The following is a 26464-nucleotide window of genomic DNA, read 5'->3' as shown; positions in this document are numbered from 1 at the left end:
ATTATGGAAATCGTAAATCAAAAAAGCGAAAAAAACTTCGTAGCAATGCTATTATTATGCTTCTTTCTGGGTTCTCTTGGAGTTCACCGCTTTTATGCTGGCAAAATAGGAACCGGAGTTTTAATGCTATTAACTCTTGGAGGATTTGGAATCTGGACTCTTATCGACTTTATTATTATAGCTGTTGGCAGCTTTAAAGATAAAGAAGGGCTATATATTAAAAACTAAAATATTAAAAAAGAGATCTGCATTAGCGATCTCTTTTTTAATTTGAGTTTCTACTATTAGGTTAAAAAGTCTTTTCTTAGGTTTCTTTTAATTTTATTTTTACTCCTTTGAATTTACCATCCAGGCAGAAAAAATATTCAAATAATTCCAGTAAGAAAGAATTAATTCTTCTGATAAATTTAGTTTTGGCAACAGCTGCTGGTAACATTCCAGCCAAACTATTCTTGCCTTTTTAGTGATTTTAAAATTAGAATGACGATAAATTAGTTTTGGTTGTCCTCTGTTTTGGTTAAAATATTCAGGACCACCTAATATCTGAATAAAAAAATCTGATGAGCGCAATTTCGCAGCTTCAAATTCCTCTTCTTCTTGCGGAAAAAGTGGACTATAATCACTCTTTTTTAGCAGATTATAATGATCATCAACCAATTTTCTTATGCCACTTTCTCCCAAAATTGTTAAAATCTCGGGCTTAGGTCTTGTAACCTCAGGTCTTTCTCCAAACTGATAATCGTTTATTTTTAATTCCATTTTTTCCAATTTTATCTTATCCTATAGGAACTTAAATTTTATTCAAATTATAAACTTCTCACGAATAAAAAAACCACTTACTTGTAAATTATATACAATTACCGAAAAATAATTTAGATGCTAACCTCTAAGATTAATTTCCTCCAATGTTTTTCTATCCTCAATTACAATTCGTTTCCCGTTAAGCGAAATAATATTTTCCTTTTCAAATTCCTTAATAAATTTCACTGCACTTTCCACACTAATCGATGCAAAATCAGCAATGTTCTGTCGGCTTAGGTACTCATAAACATCCTCATCCTTAAACTCATCGGAAGATAAATACAGTAAAGCCGAAGCCAGTTTTCCCCGCATTTGTTTATAGGAAATATTCTGAATAATATTGATATACCTATTTTCGTTGGCACAATTCTTAGAATTAATTTGCAGTGCAAAATCAGGATTTCTGAGCAATAAATTTTTTAAAGCTTCCTTATCGACCATACAAATTTGAGAATCTTTTAATGCCATTGCCGAATAAAGATAAGTTTCAATTCCGAAAATAGACGAGAAAGCCATTAAATCGCCCTGCCTGGCTATACGAATATTAATTTGCTTGTTGCTACTGGTTTGCAAATAAATACGAACCAGACCTTTATTCACAAATAATACATGCGAAGCAAAAGCACCCTGCTTAAACACCGTTTCCTCTCTAAAAAAAGTAAGCTGTTTTTTCTTTTCGTTTATCATCTTTAAATCATCAACATTCAGATTTTTAAAACAATCGAAACTTGTTGCAGCATCTTCTATATTGTCGTTTTTTGAATTCAATATACTTGATTTTTAGGGTTCAACTTGTACAAATGTAATTATCGTTTCATAAAATCAAACACTATTTCACGAAAGAGAATTATTATATCGTCATAAAATAACTATCAAATTACAATTGCAATAGCGAAATACCCCACTCCCATTTTCTTGCCTTAACAGGTCACACTAAATATTTTTGCATCAGTATTCTTATCTGGATTAAAAACAAATAACAAAAGCTGTAGTATGATTAATTCCAAAATAATATTTGCATTTGCTGTAAACAACGCAAATGAGTTTGCAAAACAACACTTTGGCGATGTTGATAAATATCTGATTTATGAATATTGTAATGGTCAGTTTTCACTGATTTCGCATCAGATAAATACTTTTAAAAATCTGGATGAGAAAAACATTCATGGTTCTAAAGAAAAAGGAAAATCAATTATTAAGCTCCTTAAGAAAAATAAAGTTCAGGTACTGGTATCGCCTCAATTTGGTCTGAATATTAAAATGATTAACAAATATTTTATTCCTGTTGCCTTACACAATTGCAAAACAGAAAATGCATTTGAAATGCTATTGGCAAATATGAAATGGATTATTGATGAACTAGAGATTAATCCGACAGAATACAGGCTTTTTTCGATAAATACCGGAATAGCAAAAATTCCGATTAAATAGAAAACTATAAAATTTTTAAATAGATGAACAATAAAACATTAATAATTGGCGCCAGCCTAAAACCTGAGCGATACTCTTATAAAGCAGCTGAAAAATTACTGGCTAACAATCATGAAATTTATATGCTGGGAAATCGTGCCGGCACACTTTTTAATCATGAAATAACAAAACAGCAAGTGGCTTATACCGATGTTGATACAGTTACTCTTTACGTATCGGCAAAAAATCAGGACAAATATTACCAGTACATTATCGACTTACATCCTCGCAGAGTAATTTTTAATCCGGGAACGGAAAACCCTGATTTTGAAGAGAAGCTAACTACTTTAAACATTAAAGCTGAAAGAGCCTGCACTTTAGTCCTTCTTGCCACAAATGTTTACTGATAAACCAAGCAGAAATCATTTTATATCAATAACTTACAAATGAAAGAAAAATTAAAATATTTCCCCATTACCGCTTTTGCTATAATAATGGGACTTGCTGGTTTAAGCATTGTTTTTGCAAAGTTTTACCACATGCAATGGCTGCCTAAAATATTTTACGAAGTTTTACTATTCACAAGCTTTGTTCTTTTTTTAGGAATATCCTTTCTCTATGGATTAAAAGCTGTAAAGCATTTCGAACAGGTGAAAATAGATTTTAATCACAGAATCAGGATAAACTTTTTCTCAGCTTTTTCAATTTCAATTCTACTACTATCGATAGCATTCATGAATTTTTGGCCCTTTTTATCGATGGTGTTTTGGTGGACAGGAACCATTGTACATACCTTATTTATGATGTACACAATAGCTTACTGGATACAAAATAATATCGAAATTAAATTTATGAATCCAGCCTGGTTTATTCCAATTGTTGGTAATATGCTCATTCCAATTGCAGGAGTTGAGTACATGCCAAAAGCATTTTCGTTTTTCTATTTTGCACTCGGCTTATTCTTTTGGATGATTCTGTTCACCATATTTTTAAACAGAGCAATTTTTCACAATCAGCTACCACAAAAATTTGTTCCAACCTTATTTATTCTAATTGCACCTCCTGCCATAGGATTTATATCCTACATAAGAATAATGCAAAGCTGGGATACTTTTGCAGTTTTTCTATTGTTTATAGCCTACTTTTTTGTGGCCTTACTATTGGTATTGCATAAAAGCTTCGAAAAACTTGAATTTTTTATTTCATGGTGGGCATTTACTTTTCCACTAATGGCCATTACCATTGCATCGGTTGTAGCCTTTCAAATTACTCACGAAAATATTTATAAATACCTGTCTTTCTTTTTCATAACAATAGCCATTGCAACAATAAGCTTTGTGGCCTGGAAAACTATTGGCAAAATAAGAAAAGGCGAAATATGTGTAAACGAAGACTAATAAATTAAAAAATGAAACATATACTTATAATAGCATCAGTTATCCTGGGATTTTTTGCAGGCATTATATTTTCCGGAATCACCTTAAGCATATCTTCGGGTGAGATGATGATTAAAGAATTAAAAAGCCCCTATCCTTTCGATAAAACGGTTGAAGTAATAAACCAGCGTATTAATTCAAAAGCAGGTTGGCATGTTAGCACTGTTATCGATCAGAACAGAGAAATATTAATAAATGGTGGAAAAGGAATTGGAAAATATAAAATTATTAAGTATTGTCATGCAGGATTTTCAGCTAAAATGCTTGCTTCCGATAAAAGAAAGAAAATTGGTAATATGATGCCAAAATCGTTCGCCGTTTATGAAAAATCAGATGGCCAAGTATTTGTATCAACCATGAATGGAGCCATTATGGGAAAAATATTTGGTGGAGAAATTGAAGAAATAATTGAAGAAGTATCTTTAGAAGTTGAAGATATAATGCGCTTTATCAATTTAAAATATACTCTGTTTTAAAATCATACAGAGTAAAAAATTATAGTTTGTAAAAGCAATGTGTAATTCCTTAAAGCAATTTAATATGGATATTAAAGATATATATACGACTAGTGATATTACTATAATGAAAGATGCAGAAGACTCGCTTAATCGTAAAAATGATAGAATTCAGGAAATCATTGAATATGCAAAAATATCGAAAATTAAAAGCATAGGAATTGCACATTGCACCTCTCTTTCCAAACAAGCAAATATTCTTAGTCAAATTCTTAACAAAGAAGGTTTTACAGTTGAACAGGTGAATTGTAAAATTGGAAAAATTCCCTTTTCGGATTTAATTCCCAACTACGAGGGAATAAGTTGTAATCCGGCGGGACAAGCAAAATATTTAGAAGACAAAAAAACCGAGCTTAATATCGTATTAGGCTTATGTTTGGGGCATGACATGATTTTTAACAGCAAATCGAAAGCTCCGGTTACAACTTTAATTGTAAAAGATAGAAAGCTAAAACATAGCACAATAAATTTATTGAACAATTACGAATAATACTTATTTAGCAGGCAAAAAGTTAGCACTCTTGTACATCAATACAAACTTTCCATGCTCGGGTGCTAAAAATATTTTTCCATTTCTTCCTTAATGCTTAAATTTAATTATCGAAAAGATACATTATCCTCTTAATTGCTTTAATGCAATACAATACTATTCACTTTAAAACCAAGGCTCAACACCTGCTTGTGGCCAAAATATTCTATTTATGAAAAAATTATTTAGTATGATATTGCTGATGTTCTCAGCATGTTTACTAGCCATTTCGCAAGATTGCACCATTTATATCCCCAGTGATATTGGCACTGAACTTCACTTTCAAACAAGCAATGCAAAAGGAAAAATTCAGGGTATTTATTCCCAAAAGGTAATCTCAGTAAAAAATATTGGAGGCGAAACCCATTATGATCTGCTTCAGACTCATAGAGATCCGAAAAATCAGGAAAAAATAATCATTCAAGACACCATTAGTTTTCGTTGCAAAGGCAATGTTTTTTATATTGACATGGAAAAATATCTGAACCAAAAACAAATGGAAGGTTTTAAAGGTATGGAAGTAAAGATAACCACCAACGACCTGATTTATCCATCTAATCTTTCTCCTGGCATGGCTCTTAACGATGGTTCAATTAGTCTGCAAGTTGGGTCGGGAATTATGAATATGACTACCAATATTATTAATCGAAAGGTAGAAGCTCACGAAAATATTACTACCGCGGCGGGCACATTTAAATGCTATAAAATTTCCGAAGATGTAAAAAGTAAAATGGGTTTTATTACCGTACAATTACACAATGTAAGCTGGATAGTTAAAAATATTGGAACCATACGCAGCGAATCGTACAACAAAAAAGGTAAATTAGACAGTACTACCGAACTTATTAAAATTGTAAAGTAATTGGCTAAAAACAAAAAGGAGAAAATTCTTTTTAACTTTCTCCTTTTTACTTTATATTCCTTTTTTACTTTAAACCCTCTAATTCATTACATTTCTTGGCTTTCCCTGCAGCCACAAACGAATATTTTCCATTACAATATCAATACGTTTATCGAAAGACTCGTGAGTTGCAAAAGCCACATGCGGAAGCATAATTAAATTAGGCGCAGCAAATAAAACATGATCTTTCTCTAATGGTGGTTCTTTTTCATAAACATCAACTGCAGCACCAGCAATTTCGCCATTCTCTAAAGCAGCACACAAAGCATTACTATCAACAACGGGACCGCGGGCAGTATTAATTAAAATGGCCGATTCCTTCATTAATTTGAATTCCTCTTTGCCAATTAAACCTTTTGTTGCATCGGTTAACGGAACATGTAAAGAAACAATATCCGATTCCTTCAATAAATCCTCCTTGCTAACGAATTTAACGCCCTCTACGCTCTTTTGAGTTCGACTGTATGCAAGAACCTTACAATTGAATACTTTTGCAATCTCGGCCACTCTAAGACCTATTTCTCCAGCTCCAATTATCCCTAATGTTTTTCCATTTAGTTCGTTTCCTAAAAATGTACCTCTACTACCTCCAAAACGAGTAGATGCATCGCCGCCAACAATTTTTCTGTAAACCGAAAGAATCATGCCTATGGCAAGTTCGGCAACCGATTCGTTCGAAAATCCGGCAGCATTCGAAACCAATATGTTTCGCTCGTTACAAGCTTCCATGTCGATATGATCTACACCTGTAAATGCAACCGAAATCATCGAAAGATCAGGACAGGCATCGATAAAAGTCTTGCGAATAGGAATATTACTCACAACAATCGCATCGGCTCCCTGAGCTCGTTTTATCAACTCCTGTTCGTCTTCATTTCTATCGGAAAAAAAGACAAGCTCGTGTCCCATACCTTCGAACTCCTGTTTTAGCTGTTCGTATTTTTCTTTTATTATCCCAATTGGTTCTAGTATGCTAAATTTCATCTTATATATTTTATTGTATTTCTATGAAAGTGATAAATGTATAAAATTGCAGGTGAAGCACAAACACATTCAACCTGCTATACAAACAACATCGGTGCAAAAAAGCATTTTAGCTGCTCATAAGTTCTTTTGAACGATTTAAATTTTCTGTATCCCAATTTTTATTGAAATTAAGATCACAAAGCTTAAAAAATAATTTATCATGATTAATAATTCAGAACTTTACGCCACATTCCTGCAACAATTCTCAGCCAAATGGGCAAATTGTTCTAAAGAATTTCCATGTCCCAAACGTCGATTCTCTGCCATAGAAAAATACCTGTGGGAATTAAAGTGCGATCGGTTTATAAATTCGATAAGCGAACAAAAAAATCATAAGCATACTAATAGTGACGACATTATTAATGCAAGCCGAAATTTCTTTCGGGAAGGATTATCCTACTCTGCCGATCAGTTGGAAATGATTTTTTCAAAAGATATGATATCTGCCACCAAAGAGTTTGTTCAAAAATCTATCCTATTCGATAGTAAAATTAATAGCAAGGATCTTTTTCAGGCTTTACGAAACATGTGGATTGTTATGGGTTTGCAATCACTCTGGGGGCATCAAATTTGCATTACACCATCTACTCTTGCCTATAGTTTACTTTATCCTTATACCGATAACTATATCGATAATGCTAATATCAGTAGAAGTGAAAAATTAAATTTCTCGAAACGATTTGCCAATCGCCTTTCCGGAAATTGTATTGTGCCAATAAACGAAAATGAAAACAAAATATTCCAGTTGGTTGCCATGATAGAAAGTGAATATGATCGAAAAAAATTCCCCAAAGTATATGAAAGTCTGCTCGATATACATCATGCACAAACCCGAAGCATAGAACTTTGCAATAAAAATTTAAGCTTAACAGATAAAGATTGCTTTAGCATAGCGGTAAACAAAGGTGCCACTTCGGTAATTGCTGATGGATATCTGGTAATGGGAAATTTAAGCAAAGAACAATTGCATTTTTTATATGAATATGGTGCTTATCTTCAAATTATTGATGATTTACAAGATGCCAGCGAGGATTACAATGAAGGAGTTTACACAAGCTTCTCACGCTTGTTACCCCATAAAAAACTAGACAACATGCTGTGTAAAACTTATTATTTAGGCAAAATGTTTGTTGAAACTGTTCAACAATATTATCCCGAAAACATTCCTTTTCAGGGATTAATTCAACACAGTTTTGCACTGCTTTTTGCTTCGGCGATTATAGCAGAACCCGAAAATTTTAGCCACAATTTTGTTATTTTAGCCGAGAAACACTCTCCTTTTCGCTTCTCTTTTGCCAATAAACAGAAAAAGAACCTATCTGTTTTTAAAGGTTTAATGGAAGCAAAATTTTCAGAGTGGAAAAAATCAGATATTTATTATAATAATTACAAAGATTAACGTTTACAGTATTTTTTGTGATTTAGAACAATTCTGCTTTTTAAGATCCAGAAAATCCAACATTAGTTTAACCTGATTTACAAAAGCTTCAAGCGATTCTTCACTTTGGATACATTCGCCATCCAAATAAATTTGAAAAGGTTTATCTGATGTACCTACCACTTCCAATCGATTATCATCTTCGGCCTTTGCCCTTACAACTTTAACGCCATTGCGCGATAAAGCCCTGCGCAACAATACGTATTCAAAACCATGACCTTTTACCGCTACTTTGGTATTTTGAGCATGTTTTACCTTAAACAATCCGGTTTTGTTATCGAATATTACTCCTTTATGCTGAAACATAGACTGGAAAGCATTTTTGAGAAGTAAATCTTCGGGACTACCGGTAACCAAAGGGCCACCTTGTTGCAACAACCACAAACGATCGGACAATTGCAAAGCCAAATCTAAATCGTGGGTAGACATTAATATCGATTTGCCCGACGAATTGGCAATATTTCGAAGCAATTGCATAATTTCTACCCGAGCAGGAAGATCGAGAAAAGCAGTTGGTTCATCGAGAATGATTAATGGCGTATCCTGAGCCAGAGCTTTGGCAATAAAGGCTTTTTGTCGCTCACCATCGCTTAAAGAGGAAAGCGCACTGTCCTTTTTATGAGCAATACCACATTCATTTATGGCATTGGAAACAATTGACTTATCGTTGGCATTTAATCGACCCAGCATTCCGGTATACGGACTTCGCCCATACCCTACCAATTCGCTTACTGTGGCATTTGGCACTACAACCCTATCGGTTAAAACCACGGCAATCGATTTTGATAATTCTCGTGCTCCCAACTCTTGAACATCCAGTTTATCGACAATAACACTACCCGATAAAACTGGCTGAAAGCCACAAATACTGCGTATTAATGTACTTTTACCGGTTCCGTTGGAGCCCAGCAGACAAATTAACTCTCCAGAAGGAATATCTGCCGAGAGCTTATTGGCTACAAGCTTGCTGCCATAGCCAACCGAAAGATCTTTCAACTGCAATAAACTTGAACTCATACTTCGCTACTAAAAATTTTCTTTTCGTTTTTTCCAAATTACCGATATCACTACCGGTGCACCAATAAATGCTGTTACCGAATTAATAGGCAATTCACTCTCCATTCCCGGAAGACGAGCCAGCAAATTACACAATAATGCAGTTGCTGCACCAAGTATGCAGGCATTGCAAATTAAATACAGATGATTACTGGTACGTGAAACCAGCTTTGCTAAATGTGGAACTGCCATTCCTATAAAAATAATGGGCCCGCAAAAAGCTGTAACAATTGCCGTTAAAGTTCCCGCACACAAAATAATGAGTAAACGTGCTCGCTTAATTTTAAGACCTAAATTACTGGCATACCGATCGCCAAGAGCCATTAAATTTAAAGATTTACTTAGTAGAAGTGCAAATATGGAAGGAATTATCGTAATTGCCGCAAACAAGTATGCTCGCTCTACCGACAAACGCGAAAAACTTCCCAAACCCCAAATCACATAGTTATGAACATCTTCCTCCATGCTATAAAATTTAAGCACACTCAAAATTGAATTGGACAAATAGCCAATCATTACCCCAATAATCAGAACACTAAGTGTGCCTCCAATTTTATGCGAGATAAATAGAATTAAAGCCAGTACCGCAAATGCACCACCCAGCGAAGCCATAATAACGGCCAAATCACCCCAAATTCCAATACGGGAAAATGAAAATCCCCAAACCTGTCCGGCTACCAGCAAAACAAAGCCAACTCCCAAACTCGAGCCAGAAGAAATTCCTAAAACCGAAGGCCCAGCCAAAGGATTTCGAAACAGGGTTTGCATGAGTAATCCGGCTACTCCCAGCGCCATTCCTGCACCTAAAGCAACAATGGTTTGTGGCAAACGGGTTCGCAACAAAATATTCTCCCAAATAATATTCGATGATCCATTTCCCAACACAATTTGAACGACCTCATCCATGGGAATTTTTACCGATCCCAATGCTAAATTTAAAGCTGCCAACAGCAGTAATACAAACAGGGAAACAGGAATTAAAATCGATTTTTTTAATAAAAAAGAATGCATATTTATTTTAAAACTTCGTAAAACTGAGGTTTATAATCTGGCAATAAGTTAGGATGAAAATAATGAATATAATCGGCCAATATTACATCTGGTTTCATGGCATTTTGCTCATAATACGGTTTTTCGCGAATGTTACACATAATCACATTTCCCGTTTTATAGGCTTTAAAATCGCCATAACGTCCATCTTGTTCAATAAGCGCTTTGCGACCAAAACCAACTGGTTCAGGCACTAAAATTCGCCAATAGTCGCAATCTGCAGCTTTTGTGTACATGGTTTCATAATCGAGCGGATAAGCTCCCTGCTTATCGTCCTCAATAATATATTTTGCTCCTGCATCGCGAAAATAATTAGCATAAAAACTCTTCCCTCCAGGTACATACCAAATTCCCGATCGCATTTTACCAGAAAATACTGTTGGCCTTTTTTTAACACTCTTGCTTAGATTTTTAAGAGAATCGTAACGAACCGATAGTTTTTCGAACAAAGAGTCGGCCTCATTTTCCTTTCCAATAAAAGCGGCAATCATTTTTACCCATTCGGCTCTTCCCAATGGTGTTTTTTCATCGTAGGCAGCCATAGGAACCAAAGGTATGTCCAGGTTTTTTAGAGCATCGTAGCCTCCTGTTTTGTATGGAGACACAAAAATTAAATCAGGATTTATGCCGGCAATTAATTCGGTATTAAAATGCCCTTCCTTACCTACTCTTTTAACTTTCCCCTGCTTAATTCTCTCGTTTAGCCCTTTGTGAAACAGATGTCGGCTACTATTTGTTGCTGCAATTTTGTCGATATCGTTTAAGGCAAAAAAGTAAGTTAATTGCGTTGACGATAAACAGATGATTTTTTTGCAAGGCACTTGAATTTCGTTTGCTGCGGTTTTCTTTTTCACCAACTTAAAATCCTGATAAGTAGAATCGGTACTTTTCGAATTGTATATTCTCAGAACTTTATCATTCCCAGAAGTAAAAAGCTCGAAACCTTTGGCGTGTTTCAATTCTTTTTGCTGATAAGAATCTAAAATATTCACACTTTGTTTCTCTGTTTTTATCTGGCAAGAAGAAAAAACAATGGCAAAAATTCCAATTACACTCTTTAAATAAAACGTTCTGCTCATGAAAAATGATATTACTTTTTGGCTATTGCCGATACAAAATTATCAAATCCTGTTTTTCTTCCTTTGCTATCGAAAGTGTAAACACGTTTTGAATTGGCTCTTTTTCCATCGTGATAAATGGTAATGCTACTGGTAACTTGTGATTTATTATTGTAATTATACTGATACTCTTTCTCTAAAACTCCCTTATTGTTGCGTTTGTACTTCTTGCTTAATCTACCTTTATTATCGTACTTATTCTCGGTATAAAATAAAGAAGTTTGTTCTCCTTTTGCATTATAAGTCGCATATTTAGTCTGATTTCCAAACTTATCGAATTCATATTCTACCTTTTTTATCAAGTTAGCACCAGTATAATATTCCGATTTAAAATTCTGTTCTTTATCGTTATAAAAATAAAGTTTACTACTTTTTTTATTTTTGGCCCAATCCGTTTTAAAACTATTTATCTTCTCATTCTTATCGTTAAATCGATAATTGTAAACAGCTAATAAAGTATCATTACCCAAATACTTCTCTGTTCTGATTTTATTTCCTTTCGAGTCGTAAAAATAAAGGACTTTTTTCTCTGTTCTGCCTTCACTATCAAAACTTATTTTTTGAGTTCGTAATCCCTTCTCATTATAAATATATTGTCTTTTCCCAACAAGCTGATAATTATCGGCTTTTACCTGTAGTGAAATAAAAATCAATACCAGAATCAATAAATTTTTCATCGTTACTTGTATTTAAGTTCTAACAATATTCTCTGTAAATGCTCAATCCAAATTTGAATTACCTCTTTATGGTCTGCCATTCCGGTAAGCACAGCTTCTACTTTGTATCCTTTATTTTCCAACTGCGATTTCCAGCTATCGTTTTCTTCTCCTGCCATATCGTTTCGGGCATGATCGCCGGCAATGGTCATAAACGGCAAGAGCCATACTTTTCTGCTTTTATTTTCTTCTAGTTTCTTTATTACCTCGCTCAATTCAGGATATCCCTCAACTGTAGCCAGATAAAAATTGCTACTTCTCTGCCAAAAATAATATTGCATGGCAGGATAATAAACATTAGCAAAGTGACGTGTTCCATGTCCCATAAAAACTACGGCATCTTTCGCAGCAATTTGTTTGGGTAAATTGTGCAATAAAGCATCTGTTAAATGCTTAATATCAGCATGATGATATAGCAAAGGATCACCTAGTTTTACTTCTTCTAAACCTTTGGGGATTCCAGAGAAAGCATCGACAGTTTTTTTCAAATTCTCGTATTCTTCTCCCGGAATAACATGCAAAGACTGAACAGCTACTTTTTTGAAACCATCCTCACCCATTTTTGCCAATGCTTCGGTTGGTGAATCTATTTTTTCTCCTCTTTTTCTTAGTTTTTTTCGTATAATTTTAGAGGTAAAAGCCCACCGAATTTCCTTATCGGGAAAAGCTATTTGTACTTCCTCTTCAATATGTTTAAATGTTGCTCTTGTTTCAGCATAACTGGAACCAAACGCAACCAGCAAAATTCCTGTTTTATCGGTATCTTTTGTTTTCGATACAACCATAAATGAAGATGTTACTAAAATCAGTAATAAAGCAATTTTTGTTAAGCTAAAGAACTTATATTTTCCTATCATTGAGTTCATATTTTTTAGGAGTACATTCTTTGTGATTTTTTCTTTTTTGACTTTCGTTTAATCCATTTAATTCCCAAAGCAAAACCAGAAATACTGACTGCCGTTCCTCCAATCGAAAGAAAAATCAGTATCAGTTTTCTTAACCAGTCGTGCTTTTTTAGAAATGGAAAATCGAAAGCATGTAAAGATCGGTACGACCAACGGCGCCAGCGATCGTTATTATTGTAGCTTTTAAGTACTTCGCCGGTTTTCGCATCAATATACATTCGGGTATTGTCTTCATCCTCCAAATTTAATTGCCATACAGGCAAAGGTCGCGCCGACATTCCCGAGGGCTGATAGTAGGCATCGAAATCTTTCTGCTCCTGTAAATTGTAGTCAAGATCTGGAAATATATTTTTGCACCAGCTTTCTAACTCACTTTTAGAATAGTTCGCTTTCCTATGAACCCCGCTGTATCCTGCAGCATACACATCGGCTTTCTCGTAATTATTACGATACACCCAAAAATAAGGCTGATTCATAACTGTTTTAAAAGCCACTTTACGGATCTCACTTTTATTTTCCAATGCATTCCATAAATCTGTGAAGGAAGTCTTAGGAAACTGGCTCATATCGCAGGACTGGTTCCAGGCTTTTTTGGGCGATATTTTAGAATGCACCGGCACCATCCATTTAGGAATATTGCTTACCGACACCAAACCACTTAAAATAAAAGTGAATACAAATAGTCCGAATACAAATCCTGTAATGTGATGCCACTTGTGCCAGAATTTCTTATAGGGAGTAAAACCTAATAATTTTTCCTTCTTTTTTCTTTTTCTTAAACGGATAAATCCTGCAAGCAAGCCTGACAAACTAACCAGTACACCAATAAAAGCAATACTCATAACTATTTTTGCCCACAAGTCTTTTTGCAAACGTAACGAGCGAAAATAAATCCAGTGAGGAATGGCACCTAAACGTCCAGCCCAACGGCTAGCTCTTGTTGTTTCCTGCACAATACTACCCGATTTCTCGGAGATATAGATTCGTGTGTGCTCCTTATCATCCATAATACACTTGTAAATGGGCAATAAGGGTTTGTAATACGACCAGGGCATCCATTGATCCAGCTCTTCAATTTTTTCAACGGTGGCAAGATTAGCTTCCACAAAATCCTCGGCAAGAGCAACAGCTTCTTCCTGGCTTGTTTTTCCGTAAGCTTTTAAAGAAACTGCCTTATATACTTTTTGTGCTTTTTTACCTTTGTAAGCTCTATAAACAGGCTGACCGTTCATTTTCTCCAACTCTACTTTCCCGGATAAATGCTCAGGAACCTGTATAGAGTCAAAATCGGATTTAGTTAAATACGACAAATGCAGGAACCTCTCTTCACGCGATGCGTGAGGAAATCCTGCATATATCAGAACAAAACCCGATAAAAACCAAACTACAAACATCAGACTAAGCACAGTGCCCGATAGATTGTGAATTTGAATTATTAATTTCTTTAAGCTACCCATAGTTTAATTTTGAGCTTATGAAAAAGCAAATCCCCTGATTTGAATAGTTCTAATTTTTAAACAGCTTAGGGAATTTGCCTTTGTAGATAAATGTGTATTTATTTTGCGAATTTAATATTACAACCAATAAACACGGTTCTCCCCGGATTTACAGTTCCGTAATGAGATCCGTAAGAACTATTGTCAACGTAATCGAAAATATTATCGATACCGGCAGTAACTTCAAATGATGTTCCTGCACCTTTAAAACGATGCGATGTTGTTAGTTTCCAAAGATTATATCCTTCAGCATCTGGCTCACCATCATAAAATTTATCATCTTGAATACGACCTGTTAAACTTACATTTAAAGAATAATCCTTCCAACTTCTATCATATAACAAACGAATATTCGCGTAATTTTGAGCCACTCCTTCTAAATCGATATCATCCGTTTCATTCTTCGCATCTACGAAAGAATATCCACCACCAAAAGTAAAGCCAGCACCAATTTTATAATTAAAAATAAAATCGATTCCTGTTGATTGGGTTTCTCCAATATTAATGTGTCTACGTGTTTTCTTAACTCCTTCAGCTTCATCAGCATCACTTGTTGTTATTGTTTCGTAGGCAATCATATCATTAATCTTATTTTGATATGCCGAAACACTAAGAGATAGTTTTGAAACGATATATTCTACAGAAAAAGAATAGTAGTCCGATTTTTGAGGATCTAAATCTGAATTCCCTAGGTAAAGACTACTCCCTTTTTGATAACGATAATACAATTCTTTTAAAGTTGGAGCTTTAAATCCTTTTGCATAAGTTGCTCTGAAATTAAAGTTATTCATTTTGTACAAAGCAGATACTTTTGGCGTAAAATCGTTACCATACTCTTTGTGTTTTACGTAACGAATGCCCGCAACTAAGGAAAGGTTTTCTATTAGTTTAATTTCATCTTGAGCAAAAACAGATAGCGTATAAGCATCTGCTTTATCGCCAGTAATTCTACCTTCCGATTCTATTTCTTCATTCACATATTCACTACCTACAGTAAACTGATTTGCTTTATTCAATCGGAAAATATATTTCAAATTCACATCTTCACGTTTCTGCGTTGTGTTTAGAACCTTCTCTCCAGTAGTATAATCTTTGTAATCTTGATTGTATTTGTAGTAATATTTAAACTGATCGGAATTAAAATCAACAGTTAAATAATCGGTTTTATTTGTTCTAAATTTCGCTCCAGCAGAATACGAATTATCCTTGTAATGGTATCCATAGTTTCTTACTGTGGTTGGTAACTCTACGTCTTTCTCATACATCGACCCCAAAACATAAAAACTCAACTTCTTACTTACATCGTAATCAAATCGCTGACTTATGGTGTAATCGTTATACGCATTTACTTGTTTAGCATCGGTCTCCACCAATACATCATCAGAAGGATCATCGTTATCATTGTCCTCATCGATTTCGAATTTACTTAACTGCCAGCCGTCAGATTCTTTTCTTGAATAAGAAGTAAGAGAAGAAAAACGACCTGAATTTATACCGACTTTATTGTGATATTGTCGTGTTCCATATTCGCTTACACGTGTATTGCTTTCGGCATAAATCTTCCGATTCGACTTTTTCGTGATAATATTAACAACTCCTGCAATGGCTTCTGAACCATACAATGAAGAGGAAGCTCCTTTTACCACTTCAATTTTCTCAATATCATCGGGGTTAATTCGGTTCACATCATTTTGACCACCAACATCTCCATACATTCTTTTTCCATCTACAAGAATAAGAATATAATCGTTACCCAAACCATTCAATTGAATAAAGGATCCCATATTACCAGGGTTAAAGTCGAAAGAAGGACTAATGCCCGACATTAAATCAGCAAATCCCGATGCCGATACTGCTTTTACCAATTTCTTACCAATTAACTCGGTTTGCACGGGAGCACTTTTTAAATGGTGAGGAGTTCCTGTTCCGGTAACAACCACTTCGCCCAATTGTCTTTTCGATTTCTCTAACTGAACATTAAGAGTGTTTGCACCTTCTTTAATTTCTATGGTCTGCTTTTTTCTTGCGTAACCCGAGTAAGAAACAAAAACATCGTACTTCCCAACTTTTAAATTTCTTAAGGTATAAGTACCTTCTCCGTTGGTAGCTGTTCCAATGGTGGTTCCATGAAAATAAACATTGGCACCAATTAATGCTTCCTGTCCAAGTTTGGAGTTCACTGTTCCCGATAAAGATCCGACTTGTGCCAATAAATTCTGGCTAAGTAATAACAAAACACTAATTAGAATGTAATTTCTAAACTGCATGATAGAGTTGTTTTTAATAAAATTTTAAACATCACATCTTGCTGCCTGGCGTTTACACAAACACCGAATTAATAAAGACAAATACTGAACATGCTTGTAAGTTCAATACTATACTTCGATTCCCGGAAGCAAAATATTTAATAGTTACGACTTGGCAGGTCTCCTGACTTTTCTCAATTTTTACGGCCTTCCCCCCTTACGAGAGTGGCATGCAGCATAAAAATTCTGTTTTGCAAATTGCAAAATGAGAATTACAGTAGCGGGTACTGTCCCGGATTTTCACCGGATTCCCTTTTCATTCCCTCAGATGATAACCTGAGTAGAACACCAAAATCGATGCAAAAGTATTATATTTTTAGAAATATCCGCTAAGGAATAAACTTAAATCAAACTGTTGTAAAGCAGATTGTTAATACACTTATAAATACTATGTTTAGTATTTGATATTAATCTGATAAATATCAGATAAGTAAAATAAATATTTATTTAGATTAAACTATCAAGATATCCAGCATAAGTAATTTTTGATATTCTACACTTAATAAGTCTTCTTAACTTTGGAATTCGTGCTCTTATTGTATTCGACATTTCCCAATTCTCCATTCAAATTAGTAATCGTTGTCCTTTAATTTCCTCATTATTTTCTATTTTTTTTACTTTACCATATTTCTTAATTCTACTTCCCTATTAAAAGATCATATAATCTATTCGAAATCTGCTTTAGAGGTTCTATATGTGGAAAATTACCGGTAAAGTATGTAGACTAAAACTATGGCTGTAATTTCTTAAATATCTATTAAAAAGGTAGTACTCTTATACCTTTTCAATAGAAAATAGTACGTTTTTATATTTATTAGACCTGCAAAAAAAACAAGAAGTAAACAGTACATTTATTGAGATTAACTTATTGACAGTTATTAAAATTTATTAGTTGAGAAGTGTTTGTTTCTTGCATAAAATAAAGGAAGCGTATTGTCAGATAAAAATTGTTCAACTTTGGTTGATATGTACTATTTGAATATCTTAGCCATCTAATAAAAGTAGAGGTTGATAAGCATGTCAAAAAAACAGATAGTTGAAACAATATATACTTACAGCTTAGTAATTCTATTGCTTGTGGCAATAGCTTATAGAGGTGGTCGTACACATTTTTTTACTAAATCAGATCAAATCGAAGTCACTGTTAGTATAGAGTCTGTACAAAATCTCTTTCCTGAGGCAAGTTCTTTTCACAAAAACAAGCTCAATATAATAGAGATTAAATCGGGCCTTAACGATATAGGTAAGGCGCTTGTATCTACCGATTTTGTGACCGATAATTATGGGTATGGAGGCGTCGTGCCTTTGCTTATTGGTCTTGATAAGAATCATCATGTTGTAGGCGTTGAATTACTCAAAAGTGGAGAGACCTACGATTATTTAGAGTATGTTACCAAGTCCGATTTTTTACACCAATGGGATAAATTGGCATTACGTCAAGTTAAAGAACAGGATGTTGATATTGCTTCTGGCGCTACAATGAGTAGTAAGGCTATTATAAAAGGAATGAAGCAAACATCGGCCGTATTTCATCATTTGTCCATTGAGAATAGCGAGAAAATATCGGTTAAAAGCATAGTTGGAGACGTTTTATTCTTAGCTGTTGTTTTGCTATCTCTACTATTGGCCTTTGGAAAAGTAAATAAGAAACTACGTCCATTATATCTGATTTTAGTTGTGGTCGTTATTGGCATTATACTCAATAAAGCGCTATCTCAGTTTTTGTTGTACAGTTGGCTAATAGATGGTATACCTTGGGTTTTAAATTGGCAATCGGTGCTCTTGTTTATTCTTGCAATAGGCGTATCATTTATTGGGAAACGAAAGTTTTACTGCAATTATCTTTGCCCTATGGGTGCATTACAAGAGTTGGTAAATAAGTTTTCGCCATTCAAAAAAAGGCAGTTACCTAGCAAATGGCAAAACGTATCGATAAAAGAGGCTTATTTATTCTTTATTGCAGCTATGCTCTTGTTCGGTTTTGTTCCTGAATTAAATTATTTTGAACCCTTTATGGCATTTTCGTTCAAAATAGCTAGTTATGGGTTTTTCCTTGCTGGTGGAGCAATCGTAATCTTATCTCTATTTTTTACCAAACCATGGTGTTCTCTTTGCCCTACAGGATGCTTCATGGATACTATTTCGTATAAAAAACAAGCTATAAATAATAAAAAAGATGCAAAAAAGTAAGATTTTAAATATTGGCTTAGCTATTATTATATTAGTGTTGTCTGTTATGTTGACACAAAAAGAAGAGGTGAAGGGTACAAGATCTCTTCCAGCTTCTGTTTCTACTGATAAAGTAGAAAGAGATTCTTCTGCTACTGATTTTGAGAAACAATCATTGGGAATTGTATCTGCCATTCATCCCAAACCAGCTTTAGTTATTGGCTCTTACGATAAAGATGGGAAGCCCAATATGATGACAGCAGCCTGGGTTGGTATTTGTAATTCAAGGCCTCTAAGTATCTCGGTTTCTATGCGTCCAGCAACCTATTCGTATCATAATCTGACTGATAAAAAATTTTTTACGGTAAACATTCCATCCGAAGAGTTAACAAAATACGTCTCTTTTGTGGGGAAATATTCGGGGAAAGACATGGATAAGTTCAAAGAAACGGGACTTACTCCTGTTAGAGGCGAATTTGTGGATGCGCCTTATATCAAAGAATTTCCTATTGTGATTGAGTGTGAACTAACGGAATACCACGATTTAGGTTCCCACAGACAATTTATAGGTAAGGTGATTGATGTGAAGGCAGATAAAGCTGTTTTAGGTGCGAATGGCTCTATTGATATGAATCTATTTAAACCGATTATTTATGCTAATGGAGGCTACTACAAAATGGGTGGTTTTATAGGTATGCAAGGCGATATGTACAAACAAGTAGACGGAAAACCATTTGTCCCTTCCATTGAACCTACCTATGCCAACGAAACATTGAAGACAATTCATAATAGAAAAAGTGTGCGACATTTTACCGATGCACCTGTTTCTAAAGCACAGTTAGCGTTATTAATAAAAGCTGGAATGGCTGCGCCCACAGCTGTTAATCGCCAACCTTGGGCTTTTTATGTTGTAAGAGATAAGGAAGTTCTCAACAGACTTAGTGAGCAATTGCCCTATGCCAAAATGTTAGCACAGGCCCAAGCAGCTATTGTGGTATGTGGTGATATGGATCGTGCAGGAAACCTGAAGGATAAAGGCTATTGGGTGCATGATTGCGCTGCAGCAACAGAAAATATTCTGCTGGCAGCAGAGAGTATTGGTTTAGGTGCCGTTTGGACGGCTTCGTATCCTTATGATGATAGAACAGTAGCAGTGATCAATGAGTTGGATTTGCCTAAGAAACATATCCCTTTGAATGTGATTCCTATTGGCTATCCAACAGGGGTGGATCAGCCTAAAGATAAGTGGAAACCTGAATATGTCATTTGGAAATAGGATATAATCGTGTTTTTTAAGCAAGCAAAGGCTTACATTTATTGACTTTTATGCATCTTTGAATCGAACTTATTTACGATATGAATTTGTTTGATTTATAAGAATTGACCGAAATTTATCCAGCCTACCTTATAAACAACAAAAGGACTGCCTTTAGGTAGTCCTTTTGTTGCTTATCTAATTGTTTGTTGTTTGCAGGTTTAAATTGTATGACGTTCGGGCACAGAGTTTAGAAGAGCTTCATCCATGTCAGAAATAATAGAGTCAATTCTATCTATAGCAGCCTGTTTTTCTTTGGGTAGTTTTGCATCGAAACTAACCGAATTGATAATATGAATACCCATATAATAAGTATCTACTTCAACCAATTCTAATGTCTTTTTTTGTTCTTCGAGTACTTCACCTTCGGTAGCCATTTCAAAAGCACTATTTTCAATATCTTTGGCAAGTTGTGTTCCTGAATTTGCATTTAGTGTTGTAGGAACAATACCAAGCGGCTTAACTTGATTAATGAGTTTTGCATTTGCCTCCGCATTTTCAATTCCGCGTCCTTTGCCAGCAGCACCAAACATAAATCCGTAGAAGAATGTGATGCCTGCCTTATTTAGACGTTCCAATTGTTCGTAAGCATCGGCAAGAGAAGCGCCTTTGTTAAGGTAGTCAAGCGCATCACCTAATCCTGTCTCAACACCAACCCACAAATCACCAATTCCCAGATTTTTCAACTCAGCCAGCTCTTCATCGGTCTTGCCCATAATATTATTAATGGAGGCATACATGCTAATTATTTCAACCTCTGGTAGGTATTTGTGTATCATTTCGGCGACTGCCTTTAGGCGATTCCCTGATAGAACGAATGCATCTCCATTCACCAAGAAAATTCGTTTTACGCTAGGATAATTAGCTTGTGCTTCTTGCAAATCTTTTTCTACCTGATCCATTTTATCGACCGAAAATTTCACATCGCGATACATGGTGCAAAAGGTACATTTGTTGTGTGCACAGCCTACTGTTACTTGCAGTAAGAGTGTATTTGCCTCGTAGGGAGGTCTGTAAACGGGTCCTGTATAATTCATTTTTTTTATTCATTCAAAACAAGTATCAAGGCAATAATTCGAAGTATATATTGTGTCAAATTTTCGTTCGTGAAGTTTTATCTACTTGTGTCTTCATTTTTAAGCAATAATCTTCTCTGTTTGTTCCATAAGTTGCTTGATAGCGGTTTGATTATACGCATCGGGATGCGCTTGGGCATAAACACCATTATCATTATCGAAATATTTTCCTGTCATTGTTTTATGCTGTTCCGAAATGACCAAATCGTATAAAATATTGGCACCTTTATCGGCCGAAGACCAATGTTGACCGTAAGCTTCGTTAGCCATTTTTGTATTTAAGAGCGAGCCTGGGTTTACGGCAATAACGGTCATATCATTAAGCTGTTTTGCTAAATTGAAACTCCACATGGTTAAAGCTAGCTTACTTTGAGCATACGATTCATTTAATGAAACATTGCTTTTGCCTAACATCACATCGCAGGAAACGGGAGATTGTGCCGCCGAGCTCAGATTAATAATGCGTGCTTCATTCCCTTTTTTGAGTACAGGCAATAGCTCTTTGGTAAGTAGGTAAGGAGCTAAATAGTTCACCACAAAGCGCAAATCCATGCCCTCCTTGTTTAAAAGAATTGGTGTTTTAAACAGACCCGCATTGTTAATCAAAACATCGATATGCGAGACTTCTGCATTCACCTGCTGAGCCAATTTCTGTACTGCCTGTAAATCGGAAAGGTCAGACATAAAACCAGATATACTTTCGTTTTTAGACTCTTCTTTTATTTCAGAGATTACCGCATCTATTTTATCCTGATTTCTACCATGAATATAGATTCTGTGTCCATCTTTCGCTAATTTAATAGCCACTAACTTGCCTATTCCGTCGGTACTTCCAGTGATTAATATGTTTTTTTTCATGTTAGTGTTTTTTTCCTTGTTCGATATTAATCTCCAATAGTGATAAATTAAAACGATTATACAAATCGTAAAATCTCATTAACATCTTTTCTAGGAGTAGCTTTGGGCGTTTCATCCGGATACCCATAAACAATCATTGCAGCCACAGTTTCTTCCTCTGGCAAAGACAGAATTTCAGAAATGGCTTTGTCATTTATAACACCCATAATTGTAGTGCCAATTCCCTTAGCATGCGCAGCTAAGCAAAATGTTTGACATGCTATTCCTGCATCAAACACCTCCCAAGAGCTTGAAGTTCCATCGTAGTTAAATTCACCTTCCTCCAACTCAAGTTTTTCAATCTTTCCACTTTTACCCTTTACAAAACTTAATATGGCAACATTTTTAGCATTTGTTAAAGTTCCAACATTGTACACAAAATCATTAACACCATCGTGCTTTAATTTTGCAATAGTATTCGGATCATTAACCATTGTATATCTTGCTATTTGGTAGTTTCCCCACGACGGAGCCCAACGAGCAATTGAAATGATTTCTTTCATTGTTTCTTGATCCACGACTTCATTTTTAAACTTTCTAACGCTTCTGCGTTCTTCAATCATATTTATTGCGTCCATCTTGTTTGTTTTTTTTAAGATTTTAAGTTTCGAATTAGGCTATTGTGGTCATTTCGTGTACAATAAATTCTTCAACAGCTTCTTTTGTAAGTTCTATGTAATTTACGAAATGCTTACTAGATGCATGTTTCTGCAAAGCATCTTTATTTTCCCAGTTTTCATACACCACAAATAGCTTTGGATTTTCATTATCCTGATGTAAATCGTAATTGATGCACCCTTCATCTGATTTTGAAAGACCAGAAAGCTTAATTAATTCATTTTTAACGAATTCTCTCTTTCCTTCTTTCGCTAAAATCTTTGCTACAATGCTTATTTTTTGATTACTCATGACTTCTTCCAATTAATATCTTTCTGTAAATGATTTTATTAAAATTGATGCTACAAATTTAGTAGGGATAGCAAGGGGAAGCATTGTAAAAGGAATGGGTAAAATTGTACAATTATTGGATATACCTATAAAACAAGCACTTTAACCTTTCATTAACATGATGTATCAGCAGTTATTTTCTATATTTGCTGAAAACAAACCAATTAGAATACAATGCATATAGAAAGAACAAATAAGCTATTTGAAATTCATATTGAAGAATTATCATCATGGGGAAAGCGTCCGCACAAACATAATTTCTTCGAAATTGTTTATGTCGAAAAAGGTTCCGGATATCAGTGTATTAATAATCATGAATTTGAATATCACAAAGGAAATATCTTTTTGCTTCCTCCTTTAGATTGTCATTCTTTTAAGATTGAGGAGGAATCGCTATTTTATTTTATCCGCTTTACCGACCATTACTTCTTAAAAAATGATGGACTAACTAGCTATAAGGATTGGTTTGATAAGATTGCCTACATATTGGCCAACTATAATAAGGTACCTGGCGATATTGTTCCAACCGAAAGGGAAAGAAAATTTATCATCGATAATATAAAATCAATCTATCAGGAATACTTATCTGCCGATAGCTACTCCGATTCAATTATTGCGGGATCCATTGCCTCAATCCTTAATGTTCTGGCGCGAAGTATTGAAAAAAGATATGTCGATCAGGCCAATGAAATTGACAATCGTTTTGGAGAAATATTACGATACATCAATACGAATATATTCAATAGCGAAAATCTTAGAGTCCCTAAATTGGCTGAAAAATTTGGTATTTCTAAGTCCTATTTTTCAGAATATTTTAAGAAACAGGCGGGAATCAGTCTGGCCGATTACATCATAAAATCTAAGCTTAAAATAGTTGAGACGAAAGCATTACATACCGACCTTTCTTTAAAAGAAATAGCCTATCAATTGAATTTTACTGATAGTAGTCACCTGGCCAGATCGTTTAAGAAGGTTTATGGCATGACCGTGAAGCAATTTAAGAGCACGAGCGGGCAAGTTTGTTGTGTATAATAAGAAATATTATGTGAGTTTCTTTGGTCCTAAATATTTACACAAATGCAGATTCAGTTGAATCTGCATTTTTAGTTTAAATACTAGAAATCGTTAAATTGAACAATTAGCAAAAGCCATTCAGAACATTCTTACCAATAACGCGTCCACTTTCCTGCTGAACATGAGCTTCTATCATGGTTTCTGCACTCATAATACCCAAATTATTGGTTACGGTAGAAATTAAAATTCCCTTATCAATTAATTCCGAAACTCGATTCAATAACTCATATTGAGCATCCATATCTTCAGTTTTAAACAAAGAACGGGCGAACATGAACTCCCAACTAAAGCTTAAAGCTTTTGGTTTAATAGATGCAATATCCAAAGTCTCAGGATCATCGATTAAAGCAATATGACCTCGCGGCTGAATCAATTCAACAATGGCAGAAAAGTGCTGCTCTGTTCCATTTAAAGAAGCCACATATTTCGGCCTTAATCCCAATTCTCTCACCTGATCCACCAAAGATTCTCTGTGATTAATTACATGATCGGCTCCCATTTTCTTTACCCACTCGATTGTTTCCGGACGAGATGCCGTAGCCACCACAGTTAAACCTGTCAGATTCTTAGCCAGTTGAATTAAAATAGAACCGACTCCACCAGCGGCTCCTACAATTAAAATACTTTCTTCTTTTCCTTCTCCTTCTTTAAGGGCAAAACAATCGAACAGAATCTCCCAGGCAGTAATCGAAGTTAAAGGTAATCCTGCTGCTTCGGCAAAGTCAAGAGATTTTGGTTTTTTACCAACAATGCGTTCATCAACAGCCTGAAAGTGGGCATTCGATCCTGGTCGAGTTAGTTCACCCGCATAAAAAACCTCATCGCCTGGCTTATACTTGCTTACCCCGCTTCCCACTTCGCGAACAATGCCAGCCGCATCCCAACCAATTACTTTAATCTGACCTTCCTCTGGTCCCATATGTGGCCTTGTGCGCACTTTAACATCTACCGGATTAACCGAAACCCCTTTTACTTCTACCAAAAGATCAAGCTCTCCCAATTCCGGTTTAGCTGCTTCAAACTCTATTAATGCATCAGGTGCTGTAATTGCGCCTGCTTTCTTGTATCCAATTGCTTTCATCTTAATAAATTTGATTAATAACTGTCATCATAACCCGTATACAGCTAATTTACAACATTTTATATACATACTCGATCATTCTAAATTATCAACAATAACAAAGTTATATATTTTATAAATCAGATACATTGTACAATAATCCTTTAAAATTGTATAAATGATGGTTATAATTACAAATTTTATTTTTTTAATTAAATCTCTAAACATTTGAAAATGCAGTCTAAAAATTCATTTATTACACAAAATTTGTCACACTTCGTATCTTCATCTTGTCTAAGTTATAAGAGGGAATTGATTTTAATTATAAATATAGAGAGTCATTATGAGTGAAACATTAGAAGTTCTGGTTGTTAAAGCCAATTCGGGAGATAAGAAAGCACTTGAGAAAGTACTTGTAGAAATTCAAGATCTGGTTTATAATCTTTCATTTAAAATGTTGCTTTTTCGTGAAGATGCGAATGATGCTACTCAGGAAATCTTAATTAAAATCGTTACACACTTAAGTACTTTTAATCATCAAAGTCAATTTAAAACTTGGGTCTACAGAATAGCTACAAACTACTTAATCACTCAAAAGGGGAAAAAATCTAGGGAATTTGCCATGTCATTCGATGAGTATGGAGATCAGATTGACATTGGACAATCTGATGAAGTTCGATATTCTCAAAATGAAGGTGAAATTGCACTTTTGGAAAAAGAAGTGATGTTTGGTTGTACTCAAGGTCTTCTCTTGTGCTTAAACGAGGAAGACAGAATGATTTATATTATGTCTGTCACTTTAGAATTTAATAGCACTGAAGCTTCGCAAATTCTTGGTATTACTCCAGAAAATTTCCGTAAAAAATTGTCACGATCAAAAACTAAAATCAGAAATTTCTTGAATAATAAATGTGGCTTGGTAAATGCAGACAATCCTTGTCGTTGCAAAAAGAAAATTGACTTTTTAGTCGATAATCAGATTATGAATCCTAATGATTTGATGGAAGAGAAATACTATCATCGTACTATCGATTTTAGTGATCAAATTGGTGATCTTCAGAAAACAATTGCCATTTATCGAACTGCACCTAAAATGCCTGCCCCAGATACAATCTTGAAAGAAATCAAAAAGGCTTTACGCTTGAACTAACTTTTTATAAAATAGCTTACTAAGTCTCAAATCAGTTATCTAAATCTTTGTTTGATAATTTTTCTCAATTAA

At 34.8% G+C, this 26464-nt stretch carries 27 protein-coding genes and 1 riboswitch; of the genes, 12 read left to right on the top strand and 15 right to left on the bottom strand.

Annotation, left to right across the window (positions count from 1 at the left end):
* The first annotated feature begins 3 nt into the window (after positions 1-3).
* Positions 4-228: a TM2 domain-containing protein gene (locus ACT3CE_RS13415; RefSeq protein ID WP_444710279.1), complete on the top strand. Its 225-nt coding sequence runs from the start codon at positions 4-6 to the stop codon at positions 226-228.
* 99 nt (positions 229-327) lie between these two features.
* Here the strand turns inward: ACT3CE_RS13415 and ACT3CE_RS13410 are convergent, their stop codons facing one another.
* Together ACT3CE_RS13410 and ACT3CE_RS13405 are read right to left on the bottom strand one after the other, a co-directional pair.
* Complete coding sequence (locus ACT3CE_RS13410) at positions 328-759, bottom strand: globin domain-containing protein (RefSeq protein ID WP_444710278.1); 432 nt, start codon at positions 757-759, stop codon at positions 328-330.
* Between the two features lie 120 nt (positions 760-879).
* Complete coding sequence (locus ACT3CE_RS13405) at positions 880-1569, bottom strand: Crp/Fnr family transcriptional regulator (protein WP_444710277.1); 690 nt, start codon at positions 1567-1569, stop codon at positions 880-882.
* A gap of 225 nt (positions 1570-1794) precedes the next feature.
* On the opposite strand from ACT3CE_RS13405, the gene ACT3CE_RS13400 reads away from it, so the two are divergent.
* The 6 genes from ACT3CE_RS13400 to ACT3CE_RS13375 all read left to right on the top strand — a co-directional run bounded on the left by ACT3CE_RS13400 (position 1795) and on the right by ACT3CE_RS13375 (position 5553).
* Positions 1795-2232 (top strand): NifB/NifX family molybdenum-iron cluster-binding protein, encoded by a 438-nt coding sequence (locus tag ACT3CE_RS13400; RefSeq protein WP_444710276.1) that lies wholly within the window; start codon positions 1795-1797, stop codon positions 2230-2232.
* A gap of 23 nt (positions 2233-2255) precedes the next feature.
* Positions 2256-2618 carry a CoA-binding protein gene (locus ACT3CE_RS13395; RefSeq protein WP_444710275.1) on the top strand — a complete coding sequence of 121 codons (363 nt, stop codon included), beginning with the start codon at positions 2256-2258 and terminating at the stop codon, positions 2616-2618.
* A gap of 39 nt (positions 2619-2657) precedes the next feature.
* Positions 2658-3608 (top strand): SLAC1 anion channel family protein, encoded by a 951-nt coding sequence (locus ACT3CE_RS13390; protein WP_444710274.1) that lies wholly within the window; start codon positions 2658-2660, stop codon positions 3606-3608.
* 11 nt (positions 3609-3619) lie between these two features.
* Positions 3620-4123: a DUF302 domain-containing protein gene (locus tag ACT3CE_RS13385; RefSeq protein WP_444710273.1), complete on the top strand. Its 504-nt coding sequence runs from the start codon at positions 3620-3622 to the stop codon at positions 4121-4123.
* A gap of 64 nt (positions 4124-4187) precedes the next feature.
* Entirely contained in the window at positions 4188-4652 is a 465-nt protein-coding gene (locus tag ACT3CE_RS13380; RefSeq protein WP_444710272.1) for a DUF1847 domain-containing protein, read from the top strand.
* A 211-nt stretch (positions 4653-4863) separates the two neighbouring features.
* Complete coding sequence (locus tag ACT3CE_RS13375) at positions 4864-5553, top strand: TapB family protein (protein WP_444710271.1); 690 nt, start codon at positions 4864-4866, stop codon at positions 5551-5553.
* 78 nt (positions 5554-5631) lie between these two features.
* Here the strand turns inward: ACT3CE_RS13375 and ACT3CE_RS13370 are convergent, their stop codons facing one another.
* Positions 5632-6576, bottom strand: a complete 945-nt coding sequence (locus ACT3CE_RS13370; RefSeq protein WP_444710270.1) for an NAD(P)-dependent oxidoreductase — start codon at positions 6574-6576, stop codon at positions 5632-5634.
* Between the two features lie 202 nt (positions 6577-6778).
* On the opposite strand from ACT3CE_RS13370, the gene ACT3CE_RS13365 reads away from it, so the two are divergent.
* Positions 6779-8017: a hypothetical protein gene (locus ACT3CE_RS13365; RefSeq protein WP_444710269.1), complete on the top strand. Its 1239-nt coding sequence runs from the start codon at positions 6779-6781 to the stop codon at positions 8015-8017.
* A 3-nt stretch (positions 8018-8020) separates the two neighbouring features.
* Here ACT3CE_RS13365 and ACT3CE_RS13360 read toward each other — a convergent pair whose 3' ends face one another.
* The 7 genes from ACT3CE_RS13360 to ACT3CE_RS13330 all read right to left on the bottom strand — a co-directional run bounded on the left by ACT3CE_RS13360 (position 8021) and on the right by ACT3CE_RS13330 (position 16664).
* A complete protein-coding gene (locus ACT3CE_RS13360; RefSeq protein WP_444710268.1) occupies positions 8021-9073 on the bottom strand; it encodes an ABC transporter ATP-binding protein in 1053 nt (350 codons plus the stop codon).
* Between the two features lie 9 nt (positions 9074-9082).
* A complete protein-coding gene (locus tag ACT3CE_RS13355) occupies positions 9083-10123 on the bottom strand; it encodes a FecCD family ABC transporter permease (protein WP_444710267.1) in 1041 nt (346 codons plus the stop codon).
* A gap of 2 nt (positions 10124-10125) precedes the next feature.
* Positions 10126-11241, bottom strand: a complete 1116-nt coding sequence (locus tag ACT3CE_RS13350) for an ABC transporter substrate-binding protein (RefSeq protein WP_444710266.1) — start codon at positions 11239-11241, stop codon at positions 10126-10128.
* An 11-nt stretch (positions 11242-11252) separates the two neighbouring features.
* Positions 11253-11957, bottom strand: a complete 705-nt coding sequence (locus ACT3CE_RS13345; protein WP_444710265.1) for a hypothetical protein — start codon at positions 11955-11957, stop codon at positions 11253-11255.
* Positions 11958-11959: 2 nt separating this feature from the next.
* The gene (locus tag ACT3CE_RS13340; protein WP_444710264.1) at positions 11960-12862 is read right to left on the bottom strand and encodes a sirohydrochlorin cobaltochelatase; all 903 of its coding nucleotides are present in this window, start codon (positions 12860-12862) and stop codon (positions 11960-11962) included.
* Positions 12863-12867: 5 nt separating this feature from the next.
* Entirely contained in the window at positions 12868-14358 is a 1491-nt protein-coding gene (locus tag ACT3CE_RS13335) for a PepSY domain-containing protein (RefSeq protein ID WP_444710263.1), read from the bottom strand.
* 98 nt (positions 14359-14456) lie between these two features.
* A complete protein-coding gene (locus tag ACT3CE_RS13330; RefSeq protein ID WP_444710262.1) occupies positions 14457-16664 on the bottom strand; it encodes a TonB-dependent receptor in 2208 nt (735 codons plus the stop codon).
* Positions 16665-16800: 136 nt separating this feature from the next.
* Positions 16801-17011, bottom strand: a riboswitch (cobalamin riboswitch).
* A 709-nt stretch (positions 17012-17720) separates the two neighbouring features.
* Between ACT3CE_RS13330 and ACT3CE_RS13325 the strand changes: the two genes are divergently transcribed.
* Both ACT3CE_RS13325 and ACT3CE_RS13320 read left to right on the top strand, forming a co-directional pair.
* Positions 17721-18893 (top strand): 4Fe-4S binding protein, encoded by a 1173-nt coding sequence (locus ACT3CE_RS13325; RefSeq protein ID WP_444710261.1) that lies wholly within the window; start codon positions 17721-17723, stop codon positions 18891-18893.
* A 46-nt stretch (positions 18894-18939) separates the two neighbouring features.
* Positions 18940-20148 carry a flavin reductase gene (locus ACT3CE_RS13320; RefSeq protein WP_444710260.1) on the top strand — a complete coding sequence of 403 codons (1209 nt, stop codon included), beginning with the start codon at positions 18940-18942 and terminating at the stop codon, positions 20146-20148.
* Positions 20149-20348: 200 nt separating this feature from the next.
* Here the strand turns inward: ACT3CE_RS13320 and ACT3CE_RS13315 are convergent, their stop codons facing one another.
* The 4 genes from ACT3CE_RS13315 to ACT3CE_RS13300 form a co-directional block, all read right to left on the bottom strand.
* Positions 20349-21224, bottom strand: coding sequence for a radical SAM protein (locus ACT3CE_RS13315; protein WP_444710259.1), 876 nt, complete (start codon positions 21222-21224; stop codon positions 20349-20351).
* 99 nt (positions 21225-21323) lie between these two features.
* Complete coding sequence (locus ACT3CE_RS13310) at positions 21324-22121, bottom strand: SDR family NAD(P)-dependent oxidoreductase (RefSeq protein ID WP_444710258.1); 798 nt, start codon at positions 22119-22121, stop codon at positions 21324-21326.
* Positions 22122-22177: 56 nt separating this feature from the next.
* Positions 22178-22738 (bottom strand): nitroreductase family protein, encoded by a 561-nt coding sequence (locus tag ACT3CE_RS13305; protein WP_444710257.1) that lies wholly within the window; start codon positions 22736-22738, stop codon positions 22178-22180.
* A gap of 34 nt (positions 22739-22772) precedes the next feature.
* Positions 22773-23069: a putative quinol monooxygenase gene (locus tag ACT3CE_RS13300; protein WP_444710256.1), complete on the bottom strand. Its 297-nt coding sequence runs from the start codon at positions 23067-23069 to the stop codon at positions 22773-22775.
* A gap of 213 nt (positions 23070-23282) precedes the next feature.
* Here ACT3CE_RS13300 and ACT3CE_RS13295 point away from each other — a divergent pair, with 213 nt between their 5' ends.
* Positions 23283-24140, top strand: a complete 858-nt coding sequence (locus ACT3CE_RS13295; RefSeq protein ID WP_444710255.1) for an AraC family transcriptional regulator — start codon at positions 23283-23285, stop codon at positions 24138-24140.
* A gap of 106 nt (positions 24141-24246) precedes the next feature.
* Here ACT3CE_RS13295 and ACT3CE_RS13290 read toward each other — a convergent pair whose 3' ends face one another.
* Entirely contained in the window at positions 24247-25263 is a 1017-nt protein-coding gene (locus ACT3CE_RS13290) for a zinc-binding alcohol dehydrogenase family protein (RefSeq protein ID WP_444710254.1), read from the bottom strand.
* Between the two features lie 322 nt (positions 25264-25585).
* On the opposite strand from ACT3CE_RS13290, the gene ACT3CE_RS13285 reads away from it, so the two are divergent.
* Positions 25586-26392 carry an RNA polymerase sigma factor gene (locus ACT3CE_RS13285; RefSeq protein WP_444710253.1) on the top strand — a complete coding sequence of 269 codons (807 nt, stop codon included), beginning with the start codon at positions 25586-25588 and terminating at the stop codon, positions 26390-26392.
* Positions 26393-26464: the final 72 nt, after the last annotated feature.

This window comes from Marinifilum sp. RC60d5 (genome assembly GCF_052400665.1).
Taxonomy (GTDB): domain Bacteria; phylum Bacteroidota; class Bacteroidia; order Bacteroidales; family Marinifilaceae; genus JBQTGK01.
Note: the sequence above shows the minus strand (reverse complement) of the source record. Positions and strands in the feature narration are given on the sequence as shown.

Coding starts and splice junctions, on each gene's coding strand:
- ACT3CE_RS13300 (WP_444710256.1), bottom strand. CDS start 23,069: ATGAGTAATCAAAAAATAAGCATTGTAGCAAAGATTTTAGCGAAAGAA.
- ACT3CE_RS13400 (WP_444710276.1), top strand. CDS start 1,795: ATGATTAATTCCAAAATAATATTTGCATTTGCTGTAAACAACGCAAAT.
- ACT3CE_RS13295 (WP_444710255.1), top strand. CDS start 23,283: ATGCATATAGAAAGAACAAATAAGCTATTTGAAATTCATATTGAAGAA.
- ACT3CE_RS13340 (WP_444710264.1), bottom strand. CDS start 12,862: ATGAACTCAATGATAGGAAAATATAAGTTCTTTAGCTTAACAAAAATT.
- ACT3CE_RS13285 (WP_444710253.1), top strand. CDS start 25,586: ATGAGTGAAACATTAGAAGTTCTGGTTGTTAAAGCCAATTCGGGAGAT.
- ACT3CE_RS13305 (WP_444710257.1), bottom strand. CDS start 22,738: ATGGACGCAATAAATATGATTGAAGAACGCAGAAGCGTTAGAAAGTTT.
- ACT3CE_RS13310 (WP_444710258.1), bottom strand. CDS start 22,121: ATGAAAAAAAACATATTAATCACTGGAAGTACCGACGGAATAGGCAAG.
- ACT3CE_RS13345 (WP_444710265.1), bottom strand. CDS start 11,957: ATGAAAAATTTATTGATTCTGGTATTGATTTTTATTTCACTACAGGTA.
- ACT3CE_RS13415 (WP_444710279.1), top strand. CDS start 4: ATGGAAATCGTAAATCAAAAAAGCGAAAAAAACTTCGTAGCAATGCTA.
- ACT3CE_RS13335 (WP_444710263.1), bottom strand. CDS start 14,358: ATGGGTAGCTTAAAGAAATTAATAATTCAAATTCACAATCTATCGGGC.
- ACT3CE_RS13370 (WP_444710270.1), bottom strand. CDS start 6,576: ATGAAATTTAGCATACTAGAACCAATTGGGATAATAAAAGAAAAATAC.
- ACT3CE_RS13350 (WP_444710266.1), bottom strand. CDS start 11,241: ATGAGCAGAACGTTTTATTTAAAGAGTGTAATTGGAATTTTTGCCATT.
- ACT3CE_RS13325 (WP_444710261.1), top strand. CDS start 17,721: ATGTCAAAAAAACAGATAGTTGAAACAATATATACTTACAGCTTAGTA.
- ACT3CE_RS13395 (WP_444710275.1), top strand. CDS start 2,256: ATGAACAATAAAACATTAATAATTGGCGCCAGCCTAAAACCTGAGCGA.
- ACT3CE_RS13385 (WP_444710273.1), top strand. CDS start 3,620: ATGAAACATATACTTATAATAGCATCAGTTATCCTGGGATTTTTTGCA.
- ACT3CE_RS13380 (WP_444710272.1), top strand. CDS start 4,188: ATGGATATTAAAGATATATATACGACTAGTGATATTACTATAATGAAA.
- ACT3CE_RS13290 (WP_444710254.1), bottom strand. CDS start 25,263: ATGAAAGCAATTGGATACAAGAAAGCAGGCGCAATTACAGCACCTGAT.
- ACT3CE_RS13375 (WP_444710271.1), top strand. CDS start 4,864: ATGAAAAAATTATTTAGTATGATATTGCTGATGTTCTCAGCATGTTTA.
- ACT3CE_RS13330 (WP_444710262.1), bottom strand. CDS start 16,664: ATGCAGTTTAGAAATTACATTCTAATTAGTGTTTTGTTATTACTTAGC.
- ACT3CE_RS13360 (WP_444710268.1), bottom strand. CDS start 9,073: ATGAGTTCAAGTTTATTGCAGTTGAAAGATCTTTCGGTTGGCTATGGC.
- ACT3CE_RS13320 (WP_444710260.1), top strand. CDS start 18,940: ATGTTGACACAAAAAGAAGAGGTGAAGGGTACAAGATCTCTTCCAGCT.
- ACT3CE_RS13365 (WP_444710269.1), top strand. CDS start 6,779: ATGATTAATAATTCAGAACTTTACGCCACATTCCTGCAACAATTCTCA.
- ACT3CE_RS13355 (WP_444710267.1), bottom strand. CDS start 10,123: ATGCATTCTTTTTTATTAAAAAAATCGATTTTAATTCCTGTTTCCCTG.
- ACT3CE_RS13390 (WP_444710274.1), top strand. CDS start 2,658: ATGAAAGAAAAATTAAAATATTTCCCCATTACCGCTTTTGCTATAATA.
- ACT3CE_RS13410 (WP_444710278.1), bottom strand. CDS start 759: ATGGAATTAAAAATAAACGATTATCAGTTTGGAGAAAGACCTGAGGTT.
- ACT3CE_RS13315 (WP_444710259.1), bottom strand. CDS start 21,224: ATGAATTATACAGGACCCGTTTACAGACCTCCCTACGAGGCAAATACA.